17 protein-coding genes are annotated in these 18876 nt (G+C 42.4%); 11 read left to right on the top strand and 6 right to left on the bottom strand.

Going from position 1 to position 18876, the window contains the following annotated elements; translation table 11 throughout:
• Positions 1–55: 55 nt before the first annotated feature.
• The 4 genes from ACFQ1M_RS04110 to ACFQ1M_RS04095 all read left to right on the top strand — a co-directional run bounded on the left by ACFQ1M_RS04110 (position 56) and on the right by ACFQ1M_RS04095 (position 6083).
• Positions 56–1054, top strand: coding sequence for a pirin family protein (locus tag ACFQ1M_RS04110; protein WP_386404285.1), 999 nt, complete (start codon positions 56–58; stop codon positions 1052–1054).
• A gap of 207 nt (positions 1055–1261) precedes the next feature.
• Positions 1262–4465, top strand: a complete 3204-nt coding sequence (locus ACFQ1M_RS04105) for a VPS10 domain-containing protein (RefSeq protein ID WP_386404282.1) — start codon at positions 1262–1264, stop codon at positions 4463–4465.
• A gap of 90 nt (positions 4466–4555) precedes the next feature.
• On the top strand, positions 4556–5248 hold the full coding sequence (locus ACFQ1M_RS04100; RefSeq protein WP_386404279.1) for a DUF2490 domain-containing protein: 693 nt from the start codon (positions 4556–4558) through the stop codon (positions 5246–5248).
• Between the two features lie 130 nt (positions 5249–5378).
• Positions 5379–6083: a DUF2490 domain-containing protein gene (locus ACFQ1M_RS04095; RefSeq protein WP_386404276.1), complete on the top strand. Its 705-nt coding sequence runs from the start codon at positions 5379–5381 to the stop codon at positions 6081–6083.
• Here the strand turns inward: ACFQ1M_RS04095 and ACFQ1M_RS04090 are convergent.
• The gene (locus tag ACFQ1M_RS04090) at positions 6080–6340 is read right to left on the bottom strand and encodes a DUF202 domain-containing protein (RefSeq protein ID WP_386404273.1); all 261 of its coding nucleotides are present in this window, start codon (positions 6338–6340) and stop codon (positions 6080–6082) included. The two genes, ACFQ1M_RS04095 and ACFQ1M_RS04090, sit on opposite strands and share 4 nt — an antisense overlap.
• Before the next feature lie 107 nt (positions 6341–6447).
• Between ACFQ1M_RS04090 and ACFQ1M_RS04085 the strand changes: the two genes are divergently transcribed.
• The 6 genes from ACFQ1M_RS04085 to ACFQ1M_RS04060 all read left to right on the top strand — a co-directional run bounded on the left by ACFQ1M_RS04085 (position 6448) and on the right by ACFQ1M_RS04060 (position 11677).
• Positions 6448–7905, top strand: a complete 1458-nt coding sequence (locus ACFQ1M_RS04085) for a pyridoxal phosphate-dependent decarboxylase family protein (RefSeq protein ID WP_386404270.1) — start codon at positions 6448–6450, stop codon at positions 7903–7905.
• Entirely contained in the window at positions 7874–9091 is a 1218-nt protein-coding gene (locus ACFQ1M_RS04080) for a bifunctional alpha/beta hydrolase/OsmC family protein (RefSeq protein WP_386404267.1), read from the top strand. Before ACFQ1M_RS04085 ends, ACFQ1M_RS04080 begins: the two co-directional genes overlap by 32 nt.
• Before the next feature lie 3 nt (positions 9092–9094).
• Entirely contained in the window at positions 9095–9598 is a 504-nt protein-coding gene (locus tag ACFQ1M_RS04075; protein ID WP_386404265.1) for a YdeI/OmpD-associated family protein, read from the top strand.
• Between the two features lie 65 nt (positions 9599–9663).
• Entirely contained in the window at positions 9664–10251 is a 588-nt protein-coding gene (locus ACFQ1M_RS04070; protein ID WP_386404262.1) for a superoxide dismutase family protein, read from the top strand.
• Between the two features lie 75 nt (positions 10252–10326).
• Positions 10327–10869 carry an RNA polymerase sigma factor gene (locus ACFQ1M_RS04065; RefSeq protein WP_386404259.1) on the top strand — a complete coding sequence of 181 codons (543 nt, stop codon included), beginning with the start codon at positions 10327–10329 and terminating at the stop codon, positions 10867–10869.
• Entirely contained in the window at positions 10859–11677 is an 819-nt protein-coding gene (locus tag ACFQ1M_RS04060) for an anti-sigma factor (RefSeq protein ID WP_386404256.1), read from the top strand. The genes ACFQ1M_RS04065 and ACFQ1M_RS04060 overlap by 11 nt, the downstream gene beginning before the upstream one ends.
• Positions 11678–11682: 5 nt before the next feature.
• Here the strand turns inward: ACFQ1M_RS04060 and ACFQ1M_RS04055 are convergent, their stop codons facing one another.
• From ACFQ1M_RS04055 to ACFQ1M_RS04035, 5 genes are all read right to left on the bottom strand, one after another.
• On the bottom strand, positions 11683–12156 hold the full coding sequence (locus tag ACFQ1M_RS04055) for a hypothetical protein (RefSeq protein WP_386404253.1): 474 nt from the start codon (positions 12154–12156) through the stop codon (positions 11683–11685).
• Positions 12157–12360: 204 nt separating this feature from the next.
• Entirely contained in the window at positions 12361–14577 is a 2217-nt protein-coding gene (locus tag ACFQ1M_RS04050) for a TonB-dependent receptor (protein ID WP_386404250.1), read from the bottom strand.
• A gap of 66 nt (positions 14578–14643) precedes the next feature.
• Positions 14644–15936: a tetratricopeptide repeat protein gene (locus ACFQ1M_RS04045; protein ID WP_386404247.1), complete on the bottom strand. Its 1293-nt coding sequence runs from the start codon at positions 15934–15936 to the stop codon at positions 14644–14646.
• 50 nt (positions 15937–15986) lie between these two features.
• Positions 15987–16574 (bottom strand): DUF4331 family protein, encoded by a 588-nt coding sequence (locus ACFQ1M_RS04040; protein ID WP_386404244.1) that lies wholly within the window; start codon positions 16572–16574, stop codon positions 15987–15989.
• Positions 16575–16597: 23 nt separating this feature from the next.
• Positions 16598–17281 carry a DUF4331 family protein gene (locus ACFQ1M_RS04035; protein WP_386404241.1) on the bottom strand — a complete coding sequence of 228 codons (684 nt, stop codon included), beginning with the start codon at positions 17279–17281 and terminating at the stop codon, positions 16598–16600.
• Between the two features lie 162 nt (positions 17282–17443).
• Between ACFQ1M_RS04035 and ACFQ1M_RS04030 the strand changes: the two genes are divergently transcribed.
• Complete coding sequence (locus ACFQ1M_RS04030) at positions 17444–18634, top strand: LETM1-related biofilm-associated protein (protein ID WP_386404238.1); 1191 nt, start codon at positions 17444–17446, stop codon at positions 18632–18634.
• Positions 18635–18876 lie beyond the last annotated feature (242 nt).

The raw sequence follows: 18876 nt of genomic DNA, 5'->3' as shown, positions 1-18876 counted from the left end.
TTCTAACATAAAAATTTAGGTTCATTATGGCTTATAAAAGTTGAAACCAAAGTATATGACCGCTATCAAAAAGATCATTCAACTCGGCAATCAATGGCAGACCCAAGACCCTTTTCTGTTTTGTGCCTATCATCATGACCACTTTCCTGCAGGAAATGAAGACCTTGGACCAAAGGACTCAATTACTGGACGCAATATCGGGATGGATTTTGCCAATAAAGACGGCTGGAACATGTATCACGGTACCACCGTCCCTGGCTTTCCGCATCATCCACATCGTGGCTTTGAGACGGTAACTATTGTTGAAAAAGGAGTTGCCGATCATTTTGATTCTTTGGGTGCTCACGGCCGTTTTGGCAAAGGCGATGTACAATGGATGACCGCAGGCAAGGGCGTCCAACATAGTGAGATGTTTCCATTGTTAAATAGTGAAGAAGCGAATGAATTATTGCTCTTTCAAATTTGGCTGAATCTACCAGCCAAGGACAAGAAAGTCCCCGCTCATTATAAGATGCTTTGGAATGAAGATATTCCGATCGTTGAAGAAGATGGTATTTCCATAAAGGTCATTGCTGGAACCTATGTCAATGTCAGCGGTCCCGCTCCTACCCCGAATTCATGGGCAGCGGATACCAAAAACGACGTGAATATTTGGCTCATAAAGTTAGCTCCGAAAACTACATTTACACTTCCAAAGAATACTTCAAACGTAAATAGAAGCCTCTATTTTTATGAAGGAGGCCACGTCTACGCCGAAGGATATGAAATCCCAAAAATGCATGGGCTGCACTTGCACGCGGCAGAAGAATTTAGCATGGAAAATGGCGAACATGAATCCCATTTGATGCTGCTACAGGGGAGACCTATCGGCGAAGCTGTCGTGCAGCAGGGCCCGTTCGTTGCTAATTCTCAACAAGAAATGAATGAGGCGATCGCAGAATATCGCGCTACCGAATTTGGTGGTTGGCCATGGGACAGGCACGATCCAATTCATCCAAAAGAAAAGGGAAGATTCGCCATTTATGAGGATGGAAGCGAAGATATTCGTGTATAAGATCATTAACATCCTTTTTTAGAGTTTTCATCATTCTTTTCCGTATTTTTAAATCTTTATAGTCATTTGTTAATTTCATGATTAGAAATCCTTTTGCTTATCTGCGATAAAGACTACCGCAATTTTCTTTTTTGAAAGAGAATCTTTGCGGTAAGATATTCTTTTGACCAATAAGGACAATTAATGCGATTAGAATATTATAACAGTATGAAAAAATTACTACTCCCCCTACTCTTCATCTCTCCATTCCTCTTCGGGCAAGATTTCAATATGGACCTCGTTCAAGACATGAAACCTCGAAACATTGGTCCGGGAGGTATGAGTGGCCGCGTAACAGCAATCGATGTTGTGCATAATGACCCAGATGTCATGTATGTAGGAACGGCTTCAGGAGGCCTCTGGAAATCCACCTCTGGCGGAATCAAATGGGAACCGGTCTTTGATAAGGAAGTGACAGCTTCGATAGGTGCGGTGGCTATTCAGCAGTCCAATCCATCTGTGATCTGGGTAGGAACTGGAGAAGGAAATCCCCGAAATTCTCTAAATGGAGGCTACGGCATCTATCGTTCGTTAGACGGTGGAAAGAACTGGCAGTCGATGGGATTGCGCGAGACAAGACATATTCATCGCATCATTATCCATCCCAACGACCCAAATACCATTTATGTAGGCGCCATAGGTTCGCCTTGGGGAGCACATAAAGAAAGGGGGGTCTATAAAACGAACGATGGAGGAAAAACTTGGAAAAAGATACTATTCAATAACGATAGAACTGGCGTCGCTGACATGGTGATGGATCCTACAAACCCCAATAAACTATTCGTAGCTATGTGGGAGCACAAACGCGACCCATGGTTTTTTAAATCTGGCGGTGATGGCAGCGGTCTGTATATGACACATGATGGTGGCGAAAATTGGAAAAAACTAAACGATGAGGATGGTTTGCCAAAGGGTGAGCTGGGCCGAATAGGTATTGCCATCGCACGCAACAAACCAAATGTGGTGTATGCGCTGGTTGAAGCTAAAAAGAATGCCCTTTACAAAAGTACCGATGGCGGGTTCAAATGGTCAAAGGTCAGTGATAAACCAGGTATTGGCAATCGCCCTTTTTATTATTCGGAGATCTATGTAGATCCTGAAAATGAAAATAGGATATTCTCTATCTTCACCTTTGTGAATGTCTCCGAAGACGGCGGAAAGAATTTTAACCAACTTATGGGCTCCTACGGCGTGGATAATGGGGTACATCCAGACCATCATTCCTGGTGGATCCACCCCGAAAATGGACAATTCATGATCGATGGTAATGATGGCGGTTTGAATATCTCTAAAGACGGAGGAAAGACATGGCGCTTCATCGGAAATATCCCCGTTGCACAGTTCTATCATATCGCAGTTGATGATGAATTTCCGTATAATGTGTACGGAGGCATGCAAGATAATGGGTCTTGGAGAGGGCCAGCCTATGTATGGAAAGATCAAGGTATTCGAAATAGCTACTGGCAAGAGATCTCTTTTGGAGATGGTTTTGATGTCGTTCCAGATCCTAGCAATGGTCAGTATGGATGGAGCATGAGCCAGCAGGGTTTTGTGTTGAGATACGATTGGAAAACAGGTGACAACTATATAGTGCGTCCCACGCATCCAGACCCAGACACACGACTTCGATTCAACTGGAATGCCGCGATCAACATTGACCCTTTCGACCATAGCACGCTTTATTTTGGAAGCCAGTTCGTACATCGTTCTACAGACAAAGGTCTTACTTGGGATATTATTTCTCCAGATCTTACAACTAACGATAAAGAGAAGCAAAAACAACATGAGAGTGGTGGACTTACACTCGACGCAACGGGTGCTGAGAATTATTGCACAATTCTAGTGATTGAGCCATCTCCTATAGAAAAAGATATGCTATGGGTAAGTACAGATGACGGAAAAGTTCACTATACGACCAACGGCGGTGCTTCGTGGACCGATGTCACTAAAAATATTAAAGGTTTGCCCGCTGGAACTTGGATTCCCCAGATAAAAGCTTCAAACAAAAATAAGGGTGAAGCCTTACTGATCGCCAATGATTATCGTCGCTACAACTATACGCCTTACGCCTTTCGTACCAAGAATTATGGAAAGACCTGGGAACGGATAGTCGACCAAAATGATGTTCAAAGCTATACACTGTCTATCGTGGAAGACCCCATCAACTCGAATTTACTTTTCTTAGGTACGGATGATGGACTTTACGTTTCGCTCGATGCTGGGAACAAATGGCAAAAATGGACCGAAGGTTTTCCTACGGTCTCAACCAAAGATCTGGTGATACAGCCAAGGGAGCACGATCTGGTGATCGGCACTTTTGGAAGAGCCGCTTGGGTATTGGATGATATCCGTCCACTCCGAGCACTTGCGCAAAACAAAAGCTTACTCGCTAAAAAAATCCATCTGTTTGATGCTCCAACAGCATATCTGGCAGCTTATCAACAACCAACTGGCAGCCGATTTGGGGCAGATGCCATGTACCAGGGCACCAACAAGGACCGTGGTGCCATGCTCACCTATTACCTAAACAAGCCAGAGCTGGAGGAGGCCGAAAAGGATGACGAAAAAGAGACGGAGGAGGATAGTACTGAAACCAAAGAAGTAAAATGGGATTCCATTAATTTGGAAATTTTTAACGGTAACAAACTCATAAGAACATTAAAGCGCAAAGTTCCAAAGAAGAATGGCTTCCATAGGATGTACTGGGGGTTAGATGAGGCTGGCCCCGATCGGCCTTCTCGAACCATCCCAAAAACAAAGAGAGAACGCGGTGGTGTTGCTGTGAAACCAGGCACCTATAAATTAAAGATGCTCTTTGGTGATCAAGTTTCAGAATCGAGTATCAAAGTAGAAAGTGACCCCAGACTTGAGGTATCTCAAAAGAACATCAATGAGGTATATACAGCGGGCAAGCGATTGGAAAAAATGATGCAAACAGCTGCTGATGCCACAAAGCAATTGGTAGAGAGCAAGAATATCGCCAAGGACTTCCAGTCCAAACTCAAAAAAGAACAGAAAGGGGACAAGGAAAAATACAAAGGGGAAATAAAGGCCTCAAAAGATATCACTAAAAAGATAGATGAGCTCATTGCCATCTATCTTGGCAAGGAAGATAAGCGACAGGGCATCATTCGCAGCCCAGAACCGAATGTCGTTCAGCGTATAGGTACTGCCAGTGCTTATGTAAGCTCAAGGAAAACTGGTCTGACCACGACAGAAACACGTTTGATGACACAGGCTCAAAATGCCTTAAAGGAAGCGTTGGTCAAAACCAATGAGTTTTTCAGTAAAGAATGGAGCGTGTACCAAGACCAAATGAAAAAAGTGGAACTAACCCCCTTTAAAAAGATTGAGAAGTTTGGCATGGAGTAGTGCCAAAATACGGATACGCCCCTTCTAAAGGTTAACTTATTTCTCCTTAAAATAAAGGGAGCGTATTTTCAAAAAATAAAATTTCTATGTATGAAGTGCAACTTAATAACTGTTGTTGCAGTAATTTTTTGTTTGATAAAATTGAATGCCCAATCTGATGGTCAAGACAATCTTGGAGCTTGGTATATGTATTTTGGTACGAACAAGGTCTCAGAAAGCTGGAGCATTCATACTGAAGCACAGTTTCGATTCTTTGAGACCGCTTCCAACTTTAACCAACTACTTCTGCGAACTGGCGCAAATTACCATATTTCCGAAAAGGCCATTGCCACCTTTGGATACGCCTATATCAATACCGACGGTACGTTCGAGGATGTGGAGGGCGAAGAAAATTCCAAAGAACATCGTATCTTCCAACAATTCATTTTAAAGAACCAACAGGGTAAATTCGCCTTTGAACATCGTTATCGCATCGAACAGCGCTTTATAGATAGCCAAAATGGAAGTGATACAGAACACCGAGGTCGCTACCGCCTTCAGGTAACCTATCCGCTGGGAGAAAAATGGTTCTTGAATGCCTATGACGAAGTGTTCATCAACTTTCAAAACGACCTGTTTGGTCAGAATCGTTTGTATGGCGCCGTGGGCTACAAGATCGAAAAAGACTTTCAGATCCAATTGGGCTTCCTAAAGAACCACTTTCAAAATGCCCAATTCGATCGATTGCAATTGGGCGTATTCTTCAACACTGACCTAAGAAAAAAGACCGACCCTAAAAGCTGAAAGCATCTCTCATCAAGGGAAAAACCTTCTTTTTTTGATAAATTTCTCAACTATAACGTTGTAGATTTTATCAACTGACAACCGTCAGTTTTGGCCTTGTCGTTAGCGCATACTTTTGTGGTAAATTCATTTGAAATTGACCCTTAAGCGCCTATCAAATATCATAGGTTTTATCCTCTGGATGTTGTTTACAACACCTCTTTCTGCACAAAATAACAAAGAAGATTATTTAGGGTCCTGGTCAGTGCTCTCTATCGATCATCGACTAGATAAAAAGATCAGTATCCCCACGATTGGCATCTTGCAGCATTACGAGTTATTCAACCACTACGAATTCGCCTTCTTTAGAACAGGTATCAGCCTTCATCTAAACCCTAAAGTAACAACTACCATAGGCTACGGATATCTCAGTTCCGAGCCCTTTTCAAAAAATAGGGAAGCTAAAGGCGGAACACAGCATTGGATGTATGAAGAAGTCTATCTGAGGTCTCATCTACAGAAATTTGCTTTCGATCATCGCTTTCGGCATGAAACACGTTGGATACGAAAAGACGGTGAACGTTTTCATCCTTATCATCGCCTGCGATATCGGTTTCAATTGAAACATCCGATCCGTAAAAATTATTATATAAGAGGCTTTAACGAACTATTCATCAACCTTCAAAAATCACCATTCAATCAAAACAGGAGCTACGTAGGTTTAGGGGCTTATCTAAATGATGATATAAGTCTAGATATTGGCTATATGAGAAACGCCTTTAGTGATGCGAACTTCGACCGAATACGTATTTGCCTATCGTTCCGTTTAGACTATCGAAAAAACACTGCTGACTAAGAATAGTGATCTCTGATTCTCTTTCGAACCCTAAGCAACCGCAATAACCCTACAATAAAGATAATGGGCGATAAAATGGTGAGCATCAATCCTAGGGTTTTGAGTTCGCTAAAGAGATCGATCTTTAAAATACCCACCCCACTGGCGAATAGTACTATGAATGTTCTCAAGTAAGCAAGAAATGTCCGTTCGTTCGCCAATTTGGTGCGCTCAATAGCAAGCCAATCTCTGGTAATCAAATCGTTATTATCGATCATAAGCATGGAATAGAATGGTTATATACAAAGGTTAAAATTAGGTTTCCTTCCTTTGAAAGCTATCAGCAAGGTAGTATTTTTATGGTATTCGAAGAAAACCACGACGCATGACTCATACGCTTGCAGAAGCATACAACGCTGATCGATTTAGAAACGAGGGACATCAACTGATCGATATACTATCAGATTATCTTGAAGGTGCCACCACAGGAAATCATCAAAAGGTGATCGACTATCAATCTCCGGAAGATGAATTGGCCTTCTGGAATGATTTCCTTCACAAGAAAACAGCCTCTAGCGATCTTTTCTCCGAAGTGCTGAAACGTATCACACAAACACATCATCCGAAATGTATTGGGCACCAAGTATCTCCAACCGTTCCCATATCGGCGCTTGCCACCTTGCAGAGCGCTCTGCTCAATAATGGTATGGCGGTATATGAAATGGGTATGGCACCGACGGCTATGGAGCGCATTGTGATCGAAACGATCAATAAGGCCATTGGTTTTGATGACAGTTCAGGAGGATTTTTAACCTCTGGTGGAACGCTAGGAAATCTTACCGCACTTTTATGTGCACGAAATGTGATGTCCAAGAACGATAGTTGGAACGAAGGACTCCAAGAAAAACTTGCGATCATGGTAAGTGAAGAGGCACATTACTGCGTGACTCGCGCTGTAAAGATCATGGGGCTGGGCGAAGATGGTATCGTGAAAGTTCCGGTGGATGAAAAATTTGTGATGGATACTGCTCAACTTCAAAAATGTTATGACGCCGCTCTTAAAAAAGGATACAAGGTGATCGCCGTGGTTGGTAGTGCGCCATCTACCTCTACCGGGATGTATGATAACCTAAGTGACATCGCAAGCTTCTGCAAGCAACATCAGCTCTGGTTTCATGTGGATGCGGCACACGGGGGAGCTGCGATCTTTTCTGCAAAATACCGATCTCTTTTAAAAGGCATCAAATACGCAGATTCTGTAGTGATCGATGGCCATAAGATGATGGCCACCTCTAGCATCACAACAGCATTGCTCTTTAAAGAGAACAAGAACTCCTATAAGACCTTTACCCAAAAGGCACAATATCTTTGGGGACGAGAAGAAGAAGATTGGTATAACATGGCTCGGCGCACCTTTGAATGCACCAAGAGTATGATGAGCCTGCGATTCTATGCGATCATCAATGCCTATGGCACCGACTTCTTTAGCGATTATGTGAATACCTTGTATGATTCGGCTAAACGATTCGCTAAGATGATCGAAGAACAGCAGGATTTTGAATTGCTGCTAACACCAGATTCCAACATTGTGTGTTTTCGATATACCAACACTGATATGGAAGAACGCAACGCTTTTAATAAGAAGTTACGTGAGCACCTTCTCTATGACGGAGCGTATTATATCGTAGAGACCACCATCAACGAGCAGCACTATTTACGTGTTACCGTAATGAATCCCTTTACCCAACGACCACATTTCCAGCAATTGTTAGACAAGATCATTGATATCGCCAACCAAATAAAATCAACAGATGAAATTATCCAAGGTCACATTTCAAAATAAGGAAGGACATACCCTTTCTGGAAGACTAGAACTTCCCGCCGACCAACATCCGCATAATTTTGCACTTTTCGCGCATTGTTTTACCTGCACGAAAAACTTAGGTGCTGTTAAAAACATTTCGAGAGCATTGACCTCGGAGGGCTTTGGTGTTCTAAGGTTCGACTTCACCGGTCTAGGGGAAAGCGATGGCGACTTCGCCGATACGAATTTCTCCGGAAACGTAGATGACCTGATCGCAGCTGCAGATTTTTTAGCCGAGAATCATCAGGCTCCTGCATTGCTTGTTGGACATTCATTAGGAGGTGCTGCGGTGATCTTTGCAGCCGCCAAGATCGATGCGGTGAAAGCGGTCGCCACCGTCGGAGCTCCTTCCAACCCTAAACATGTGACACACCTACTAAAGAGCAGTTTACAGGAAATTGAAGCGAATGGCCATGCGGTGGTCAATCTCAGTGGTCGTGATTTTACCATCAAAAAACAATTTGTAGATGATCTTGAAACCAAGTCGCTACCAGACACTGTAAAGAACTTGAGAAAGCCATTGCTCATCATGCATTCGCCCCAAGATAATACGGTAGGTATAAGAAATGCCGAAGAGCTTTATCATGCGGCGCATCATCCTAAGAGTTTCGTGACCTTAGATGGTGCCGACCACCTACTTTCGCGCAAAGAAGATTCAATATATACTGGAAAGGTGATCGCCGGATGGTCCTCGAGATATGTGAGCATTCCAAAATCGGAACCACTACGAAGTGTACATCATGTGGTGGCCAGTTTGGACATCGAAAATGGTTTTACAACACAAATGAAGGTAGGAAATCACTATATGGTGGCCGATGAGCCCTTAGATGTTGGCGGTAATGATTTTGGGCCATCTCCTTACGAGTTCCTGTCGGCAGGATTGTCGGCATGCACGGCCATGACCATAAGAATGTATGTTGAACGAAAGGGATGGGATCTTCAAAATGTGGAGGTCCACACCAGCTACGACCGAAGACATGCGGACGATTGCGAGGCTTGTGAGAATGACCCTAAGGCAAGAATTGACACTTTTGACCGCGAGATAAAACTCGAAGGAAATCTGGACGAGAAGCAAATAGAGCGTATACTGCAAATCGCCGATAAATGTCCTGTGCATCGTACCTTGCACGCGGAGGTAAACGTGAATACCTCCCTTCTCAAGTAAAAAATGTCCATTGACGATAAAAAAATACGATCCACCCCCTTTGAGGTTACGATAAAGGGGATGCATGCAATAGACCTTCCAGAATCTATAGTGACACCATTCATAGATGCCGGACAACAGAGGGTAAGAGTCATTGCAACTTTTGAAGGAAAAAGCATTGAATTTCATGCGGCCTTACAAAAATATCAAGGCCGCTATCGGCTTACCTTTGGAAAATCCAAGCAAAAGCAGTTAGGGCTATTTCCAAGTGATTATTTTCAACTTCAGCTTTTTGAAGATCATTCCAAATATGGTGTCGATGTACCCGAAGAATTAGCCGCAGTGCTCGAGACCGATACTGAAGCTTATAAGATCTTTGAATCTTTCACACCGGGAAAAAAAAGAAGTATCATCTATATGATCGCTCGCTTCAAAAACTCCCAAACTCGAATCGATAAGGCATTGCTCCTATGCGAGAATATCAAAAGAGGTATTCGGGATCACAGAGAAATACTCAAACAGTTTTAGGCAATCTTTGCAATTAGTTAAATATTACAGTAACTTGGTAATTGAATTAAAACCAACTTAATATCATGAAAAAAATAGCCTTACTTACGGCTTGTTCGCTATTCATCTTTGCAACAAGCTGTAAAAAAGAAAAGAAAGAGGCCAAAGAGGTCATAGAAGAAACTGTAGAGGAGGTAAAGGAAGAAGTTGAGGAAGTTATGGCCAAAGAGGTAAAGTTTCCTTTGGAAGCCAAAAGCGATAGCGGTGTCACTGGAGAAGTCACCTTTAGGGAAGAAGGAGGAAAAGTGATGATGGTCGCCTACCTTTCGGGATTGACCGAAGGTGAGCATGCCATTCACCTGCATGAAAAAGCGGATTGCTCTTCGGCAGATGGCAAATCTACAGGAGGTCATTGGAATCCTACGCATCAGCCACACGGAAAATGGGGCGCATCGGAAGGATATCACAAGGGGGATATCGGTAACTTTAAAGCAGACGCAGAAGGAAAGGCAAAGGTGACCTTTGAGACCGACCAATGGTGTATTGGCTGTGATGACCCCAACAAGAATATTCTCGGAAAGGCTGTCATCGTTCATCAAGGAGTTGATGATTTCACGTCGCAACCCAGCGGAGCAGCTGGTGCACGCATAAGCTGCGCAGGAATTATCGAATAGCATATTTTTCTCAATAAAAAAAGCCGCATTCAATGTGGCTTTTGTTATTTTTATACCTTAAAGAATGAAAAATTTTTGACCGAAGAACAGCTCATAAAACAACTTGTAGAAAAAGACCCCAAGGCCTTTGATATTTTGTACCAAAAATATTCTGAGAGTTTACAAGGGGTGATATACGCCATTGTAAAAGATGTAGAAATTGCCGAGGAAGTGCTCCAAGATACATTTATCAAAGTATGGAATAACGCCACAAGCTACTCTAGTGCCAAAGGCCGCTTATTCACTTGGATGCTGAACATTGCTCGCAATGGCGCAATTGATATTCTTCGTTCTAAAAGTTTTGGAAACCAAAAAAAGAACCTTACTGCTGATTATTTCGTAGATATCCTCGCATCGAATGATCGGGTCGATGCTATGATCGACCTAAAAGGAATTATAAACTACGTGGAAACCCTTAAGGAGAAGTGCAAAAAGATCATCGACCTCCTATATTTTAAAGGATTCACACAGAAAGAAGTTGCAGAAACGCTTGAGATTCCGATTGGAACCGTAAAAACAAGAAATCGTAGCTGTCTTTCAAAACTAAGGGAGAAATTACCTGCATCATATGGACATTAAAGAGTACATAGCATCAGGCGTTTTAGAGCTGTACGTAGCTGGTTCACTTTCTGAAAAAGAAAATCAGGAGGTGTACGAACTAATGATGCAGCATCCCGAGATCAAAGAAGAGGTCGAAAAGATAGAGCAGGCCATTTTACAGATCACGGCCGCAGCCTCGCCAAAGGCCACATCGGGTTTACAAGATACCATAAGAGAAGCTGCTTTGTCAACAGACGCGCCTAAAGAGTCACAAGCGCCTAAAGTGATCCCGATAGCTTCAAAAAAGAAAACGAATTGGACAAGTTATACCGGATGGGCCGCATCAGTGCTGCTGGCAGCTGGACTTTTCTATTTCTACCAAGAGAAAAGCAACTTAGAATCCGAATTACAGACCACCAAATTCGAAAATAATTTTCTCGAACAACAGATCGCCGAGGCTAACAACAGCCTAAAATCGGCACAGGAGCTTGTGGATATCCTCAGAGACCGCAATATCGTCGCTACCAAATTGGATGGGCAAAACGTTGCTCCAGATTCGTATGCAACCGCTTTTTGGAACAAGGAAACGCAGACGGTATATATCGACGCTTTAGGATTGCCAGAACCTCCTGCGGGCAAGGTATATCAGGTATGGTCTTTAAAACTAGACCCACTTACCCCTACGAGCCTTGGGCTACTAGAGGACTTTGTAGATGATGACAATAAAGTATTCACATTGGCCAACACCAATGAATCCCAAGCCTTCGGGATCACTTTAGAGCCTGCTGGCGGTAGCGAGTCACCTACACTGGAGCAGTTATATACATTAGGCGTGGTGAAAAGCTAGCAACGTTAGTTCTCCGATAATTGATCACTGACATTTATAAGTTCTTCCAAATATTCTTTTACGGAAGTAGACACCCCATCCATGGGTTCATCAAATATGAAAGTTTTGATAACGCCATCTCGATTGATATGTAAATAATAATCAAAATCCGCTATCGTCTGATTTCCGACAGGCTCATCTGTGGTAAGTAATGCCGCCGGTATCTCTAAAAGTGACTGTGCAAGGGTGAATGCATCAACTGAAAGCGGTGTTCGTTCAAAAGCAGTATCCTCCCAATTTCCATATTGGGTATTACCATCGGCATCCTTATAAATATTTTCATCATCCAACAGATATAATTCGATACAATCTCCAGCGCAAAAACCGTAAATCTCCCCAAATATGATGCCGTCAACAATGAACTGTTCTGATGACGATTCATCTGAACTACAGCCTAAAATGGTGACTGATATTAAAACAATGGTAGCGAGTTTTTTCATTTCTGTTAAGGTTAGTTGTTATCCAATGGATGTTTTATAGAGAAAAAGGTTGCGTCTGATGTTATATACCAATATTAGAAAGAAATACAGTAACCATAAGAAACGCCCACATCCAAAATCGAATGCAGGCGCTTCACAACCTAACTTAACCAAACAACCTAAAATCAAAAGATCATTGCTATCACTTTGGCTTATACCCTGTCTCTATAAATTATATCGGAACTGCAAGCTTGCATTGAACGGTGTTCCGGGCGTGAAATGTATTTCCTCCACCGAATTTGGTTCGTTTGCCAAACGAGATTCGGTTGCAAATTGGGTCTCGTTCCACTTTACATCGAAAAGATTGTTGAGCACCAATCCCATTTGGAAATTGTTCTTTTGATAACTGACATTAAGATCGGTGACAAGATATCCCTTTGCAATGATAGAGTTATCCTCATTAGCCGGACGGTCTTTGATATAGCGAGTTCGAAATCCACCTGAAAAGCCTTTATAATCATTTAGGCTGAGACCCGTGGTAAAGGTGAGATCTGGTGCAAGCGCTATGCGATCGTTACCTTTGTCGGCATCGATGCTTCTGGCGTATGCATAGTTGAGATCACCGTCAAAGAACAAGTGATCGTTGATCTGATAACGTGCTCCGACATCGATCCCGAGACGTCGGGTCCTTCCACTGGGTTCTACAATGCCTGCATCGCCTACATAAACAAATTCCTGCTCCAGAAAAAGGTACCACAGTGCAGTATTTAGGATCAATCTTTTTGTAGGTTTCAAGATAGTTCCGATATCTGCTCCAAAAGACTGAGGAATGGTATGGTCCACTGATCGATCAGTGATCACCCGGCTGTCATTGGTGTGAAATCCCATCCCAGATTTCAGGAATATCTGAGCGCTCTCATTCGGAGAAAACAATACATTGAATTTAGGGCTATAGACGGATTCTTCTTTAGAACGCTTGTCAAAGGCGGTTGCTAGCTTATTTTCGTAAGAAAATTTGAAATGATCCCATCGCAAGCCAGGCAGCAGTATCAGCTTTCCAAATTTTAATTCTAGACCGGTATATCCAAAATAATTTAGCTCTTCGACATCACCTAACTGTGTGTTTGAAAGCGTGGTATTCCTATTCCTAGTGCGAGAAAGTTCGTTGTCGCTGATCATATCATATCGAAACCCCAATCCAGAGGTTAAAGATACGTTCGGTCTAAGCTGCTTCTTCAATTTGGTATGGAGACCAAGTAATTCTCGTTCCTCCTTCTGTCGTATCTGATCTCCGTTGATAGAATCCTCTAAAAAGAATGTAAAATTGGAATATAGCTCAAAATCATATTGACTGTAGAAGATATTGGTTTTCAACGAGGTTTTATCATCAATATTATTATAGTATGACATATTAAGATTTGTTCGAGCGGTCTGTCCTCCCTCAGTATCGTCAATCGCTCCAAATCGAGATATTGTACCGTCGTCGACTGCCCTTTGCGGAATTTGGCCAGAGGCATCCCAGGTGCTGGTAAAGTGTGAAGCAGACAAGGTGAGTTTGGCTTTATCCGACAGCCAAGCATTGTATTTACCAAACACATTAAATCGACTAAAATTTTGTGAGGACTGGAAGTAGCCGTCACTCGATAGAAATTCTGAAGCAAGGTAGGCATTCTGTCCGTTGTTATTTTTCATTAAGTTAAAGAGACCGTAGAGACGCTTTGTGTTGAATTTACCTAAGTTTATGCCCAACGTACTTGAATCAAGATAGTCTTTTGTCTTGAAGCCTACCGCACCTGCCGTAGTGAAATTACCTTTACTCACATCATAAGCTCCCTTATTAAAATCGATGTCTGCTATCGTTTCTGGGATCACAAAGTGCAGATCGGCATAGCCTTGTCCATGCGCATGCGACACCATGTTTACTGGCATACCATCAACATCGATGCCTATATCCGTTCCGTGGTCGATATCAAAACCTCTTAGAAATATCTGCTCGGCCTTTCCGCCGCCAGCATGTTGCCCTATGAATAATCCTGGCACATGCTGCAACAGTTCTTGAGAAGATGCTACTGGAGTAAGCTTTAAATCTACGGCTGCTATGCGTTTGAGCGCGTTCAATTTTGGACTTATCACTATTTCATTTAGGCTTAGCGGTAATTCCTTTAAGATTATGGTATCTATAGTTGCTATATCCTTTGCCTTTACCACATGCTTATGTACTTCAAAACCCAGTCGTCCTATTCGCAATGTATCGCCAACTTCTGTAGGCATCATGCGAAAATATCCGTTCACATCTGAATGTGCATGTGCTGAGTTTTGAAGGTTATACACATAGGCATCTGCTATTGCAGCGTTGTTTTCATCTAAGATCTGAGCACTAAAATGCTGTCCCCATATTTGCCAGTTGATGAAAAATATGGATATCATAAGGATATATCTCATAATTATTCTTTAGGATTTGAAGATTGGTGAAAATCTGAATTGGATAAGTCCATTTATAAAGGAATTTTATAAATGATCTATCTTTTCGTGGTAGATAGGACCTAATTCGAATAATGATGCCTTTAGTTCGTCCTTAAGCGGAATAACTTCCATAGTCTTATTATTCGCTTTATAGATGGCAGCCATGTGGTACAATGTTTTCGGTTCGGACGTTTTGCCCGCGACATGCGCCTCGATGATTTGAAGTGCCACTTGTTTTGCGCCCGATTTAAAAAGTGCGTAGGCCAATAGACCATACGTCTCTGGTGTAGGCCGATTGTTCACTTCATTCTTTGCAAGTGAGATCGCCTTTTCTAGAGTTGTTGGGTTTTCTACTAGCAATTCTATCGAATACGAATCATACATGACGCCATAATTCGCATCCGTCACTTGAGTGAAATATGCCAGACGTTGCTGTTCCACTTCTTTTTCATTTTGCAAGGAGCGTGCGATCTTCTCCTTGAATAATTGTAGGTCTGGAGTGTTCTTCTTTAATGAAATGGCATCCAAAATTCTGCTGGCCTCGTTTGCATCGCCTTCCTTAGAGAAAAGGATCCATGCAATACCCTTTAGTGCATACGTATCGTCTTGATCCAATTGCAATGCCTTCAAATAGTATTCATAGGACTGTTGCAATCTTCCTGCATGCCCATAGAAATCTGCTAGGTTGGAATAACTCCAGAGCATCAGCGATTTGTTCTTGCTCTTTTTTGCCAATTTCATCGCGCTCTCCATATAGAAAATGGCAGCATCCAATTCGCCCAAACTATCTTGCCATTTCGCTATGCGTATCAACGCATCAAAACTGTAGTCATTCTTAAATATCCCTAGGTATTCTTCTGCGGCCATATCATTTCCCAGTTCCAGATGTATATCAAACAACTGCATGGCAAGTGGCTTACTCACAACACCCGTATCCTCGTTTACCTGTTGCAACAGCGCTAGCGCATCCTTAAAACGATGCTGTGTAACATAGTTTCTAGCCAATGCGAATCTGTAGGAATCTTTCCCGATGGCCGCCACATCGGCAGCTTTGGCAAGAACCTGTTCCGCATCCTTCAAAAATTGGATGTCCCCTGTTCTATCGAAAAGTTGGGTATAGAGGTCTCCAAGTTTTCCCAAGGATATTATCTGAATACTATCGCGATTCACCTTTTGGCTCCAGAATGCAACCTCCCTTTTGAGATTTGAAGTTTTTTCGCTGGAATCGACCATGAGGTAAGTGTCGTAATCGCTTCGGTCCGTAATTTTTTCTGACCCACCAGTACAGCCAACAAATATGGAGGCCAATAGAAAGGTCGCTATAAGTCTTGTTTTCATAATGAATGGTTTAAATAAGGGAGTACACGAATGCACTCCCTATGATGAATTTAATTGGGTCTGCCTGCGTAAGGAAAAACCGAAAGAATTGGCTCGTCTTGCGAACCAACATTATCGCTTACAAGCTCAGGAGTGCCATTTTCGCCATTGAAACGCTGGCCATCATTACCTCCGAATAACAGTACTAATGAAATATCGATCACATCATCGGTAAGATTTCTTCCTGTAAGGACATTGGTACCATCGAAATAGGTGGTGATCTCATCGGGTGCTACTTGAAGTACATCTGATGCTAACACCGTGGTCAGTGTGGTGGCATCCAATCCAAGGATATTGTTCTCATAATTCACACCAAAAGCCGCATGTAAACCATTCAATTTATCTTCGAAAATGGTTTGAAAATTAGCGCCCATCTGCGAAGGGATGGTCACATTGAAGCTATCTTCTTCTGTGGCAGTGGTTGGAAACACTGTCGCAATTCCAGGACGCCCCATTTGATCCTCTTGGGCAAAGGTTCCAGAAAAATCCAAGGCCGTGGCTCCATTGTCATCATCATTACTGCAACTAACGGCAGCTACCATAAAGGTGACCATTACTACAGAACTGGTCAACGTCTTAATTATATTGATTGTTTTCATCTTTTGTCTTATTAGCATGTTAATTATTGTTTTCTTTTTGATTCGGCCCAGACATTAAATACTTGTGTCCCTGTGCCTGCCGGGTGTGCGAATGTTCCACCTAAGAGGGCGTTTGGCACCTCTACGATCACAGATAGTACATTGGTGTCTAAAAAGTCGTTGTTACCAGGATCGTTAAATCCATTGGGCGCCACGGACGGTCCCTGCACTACCTGATTGAATTGTGTAAAATCAAAGAAGAACGGATCGTCTCTCAATCCTGCGAAATACTGAATGCCTCGATCATCGGTTGCTGTGAACTCATCGCCAGTACCGCTAATTCTTACGGCATTTCTTGCCGATGAATCCACTACGGAGCTGATCAACCCAGTGGTACTTGGTGCGGCAGGACCAAAAAAGTACATTCTATCGCCTCGCGGTACAGCTTGAAGCACCAGATCTTCGACAAGATCTCCATCGTTATCGATGTTGATCTCGATCATTACGTCTTCGTCAAAGCTTGCATTGTTTCCTGCTGCCAGCGAACTCTGCACACTAACAACAAAGACGGTGTTGTCTGCATTGCTTCCTTCAAAAGCATAAAGGTCTGTAATGTCTGAAGTGGCAGCCATACGTACTTTTGGCGCCTCTAGATGGTCCGCGGCTATAGCAATACCTGCTAGGATGGCCAATGCCCCGATCGTGTAAATGGTTTTGATTTTTTTCATAATTGAAATCTTAAAAAGTTATTATTTGCGGACACTTACGGAGTTTTGTCTAAAAGGGTTTCATTTGTCCAAAAAAAAATGCAATTATCAATTTCATAAAAGCGTTGGAGGCATTGTTTAAGATGAAGATTGTATATTCGTAGCGAGACAAAAACCTGCGTTATGAACCCATCTTCTGCTGGTTGGATCAAAAAGCTTTGGAAACTGCTGGATGAGGGCGATGCTTTCAACGGTATTTCGCTGAACTCTTATTACCATAGATTACGACACTCGGGGTTTATCTATGGAACCAATGTTTCACCTTGGCTATCACTAAAAACCGATCATTCCTTGACCGAAGAGGAAGTCACCAAGGTAAACTTGTTGCTAGCCTTATTATTTACCTACAAGCAGCATCATCCAAAGATCGATGCCAAAAGAGCCGTAAGTCATATCCTAGAATTCTACAAAGACCTAAAGGCAAAAAAGCTGACGATGATCGATAAGATCATCGCAGGCAATAAGCAGCTTGTTCAATTGGAGAAGGTGTTACATTACCGCGTACAGGCCAATCAGAATATCTTTACGAGAAACTTTAGCAACATCATCACCAATGCATTATTATTTGTAGATGTTTTGGCTTTTAAGGCATTTATCAATGGTAATAAAGAGGTTGAAAGCTATGCCGAAAATCTAGAGCAATCGATCACATCGGTTATTTTGAATGCCCTCAACGCCAAAGAAGAAAAGACCAATTACGATGAGCTATTAGTAAAGTTACTTCAGTCTTCGTTGCGATATCATCAAATTCCAGAACAGCATTCTGTTGCAGACCTATGCGCATTGGTCGCTCCTTATCGGAATACGCTAGAGCGTCTTTATATCATGGATATGGCTGCCATGGCCGTGTGGAATGATAAGGCGTTGGACAAACGAGAACATCATTTTATTTGGGCGCTAGGAAAGGATCTAGAAATAGAAGAAGAAGAAATCAGCTTTGCCATCAGCTTTGTTCATGGCTTCATTATGCAACACCAGGACAAGATCTCCTTCTTTAATCACAGCAATCCTGTAAAGCACTTCTATGATCAATCATCTAAGATGGTGAATATGCTGATCTTAAGAAACAGGAAACGCTTGACGAAAGAACTTACCGAAAGTAGAGAATTGTTGGTTTTGTTATCTAAAAGCACCTCAAAAGAACTGGACGAAACTGAAAAACAAAAAGTACGAGAACAACTCCTGGATATCTGCAAGACCATCCCCTCATTGGCCATTTTTGCCCTTCCTGGAGGCACCGTATTGCTTCCCATATTGATAAAATTCATTCCGAAGTTGCTACCCTCGGCCTTTGATGACAATCGGGTGGAGTAGCGCAATTATCCGATTAAGAATTTTTAAACGTTTGTAGTCGCTTGTAAACATTTGTAAGTGTTTGTAAGCGCTTACATCGCGCTTTCCCCTTGTCGTCATTGAAAATTCTTGATTTCTATAGGAATTTTATATGAGACTGCATTTAAGAGGTGTATCTCCCTGTTTATAGACTATTCAAATTACCTGTTTTTAACGGTTAGAAACGGCTCTGCCCGCAAAATTGTGCTATTTTAGTGGGTATG

This window comes from Sungkyunkwania multivorans (assembly GCF_042675645.1).
Taxonomy (GTDB): domain Bacteria; phylum Bacteroidota; class Bacteroidia; order Flavobacteriales; family Flavobacteriaceae; genus Sungkyunkwania; species Sungkyunkwania multivorans.
Note: the sequence above shows the minus strand (reverse complement) of the source record. Positions and strands in the feature narration are given on the sequence as shown.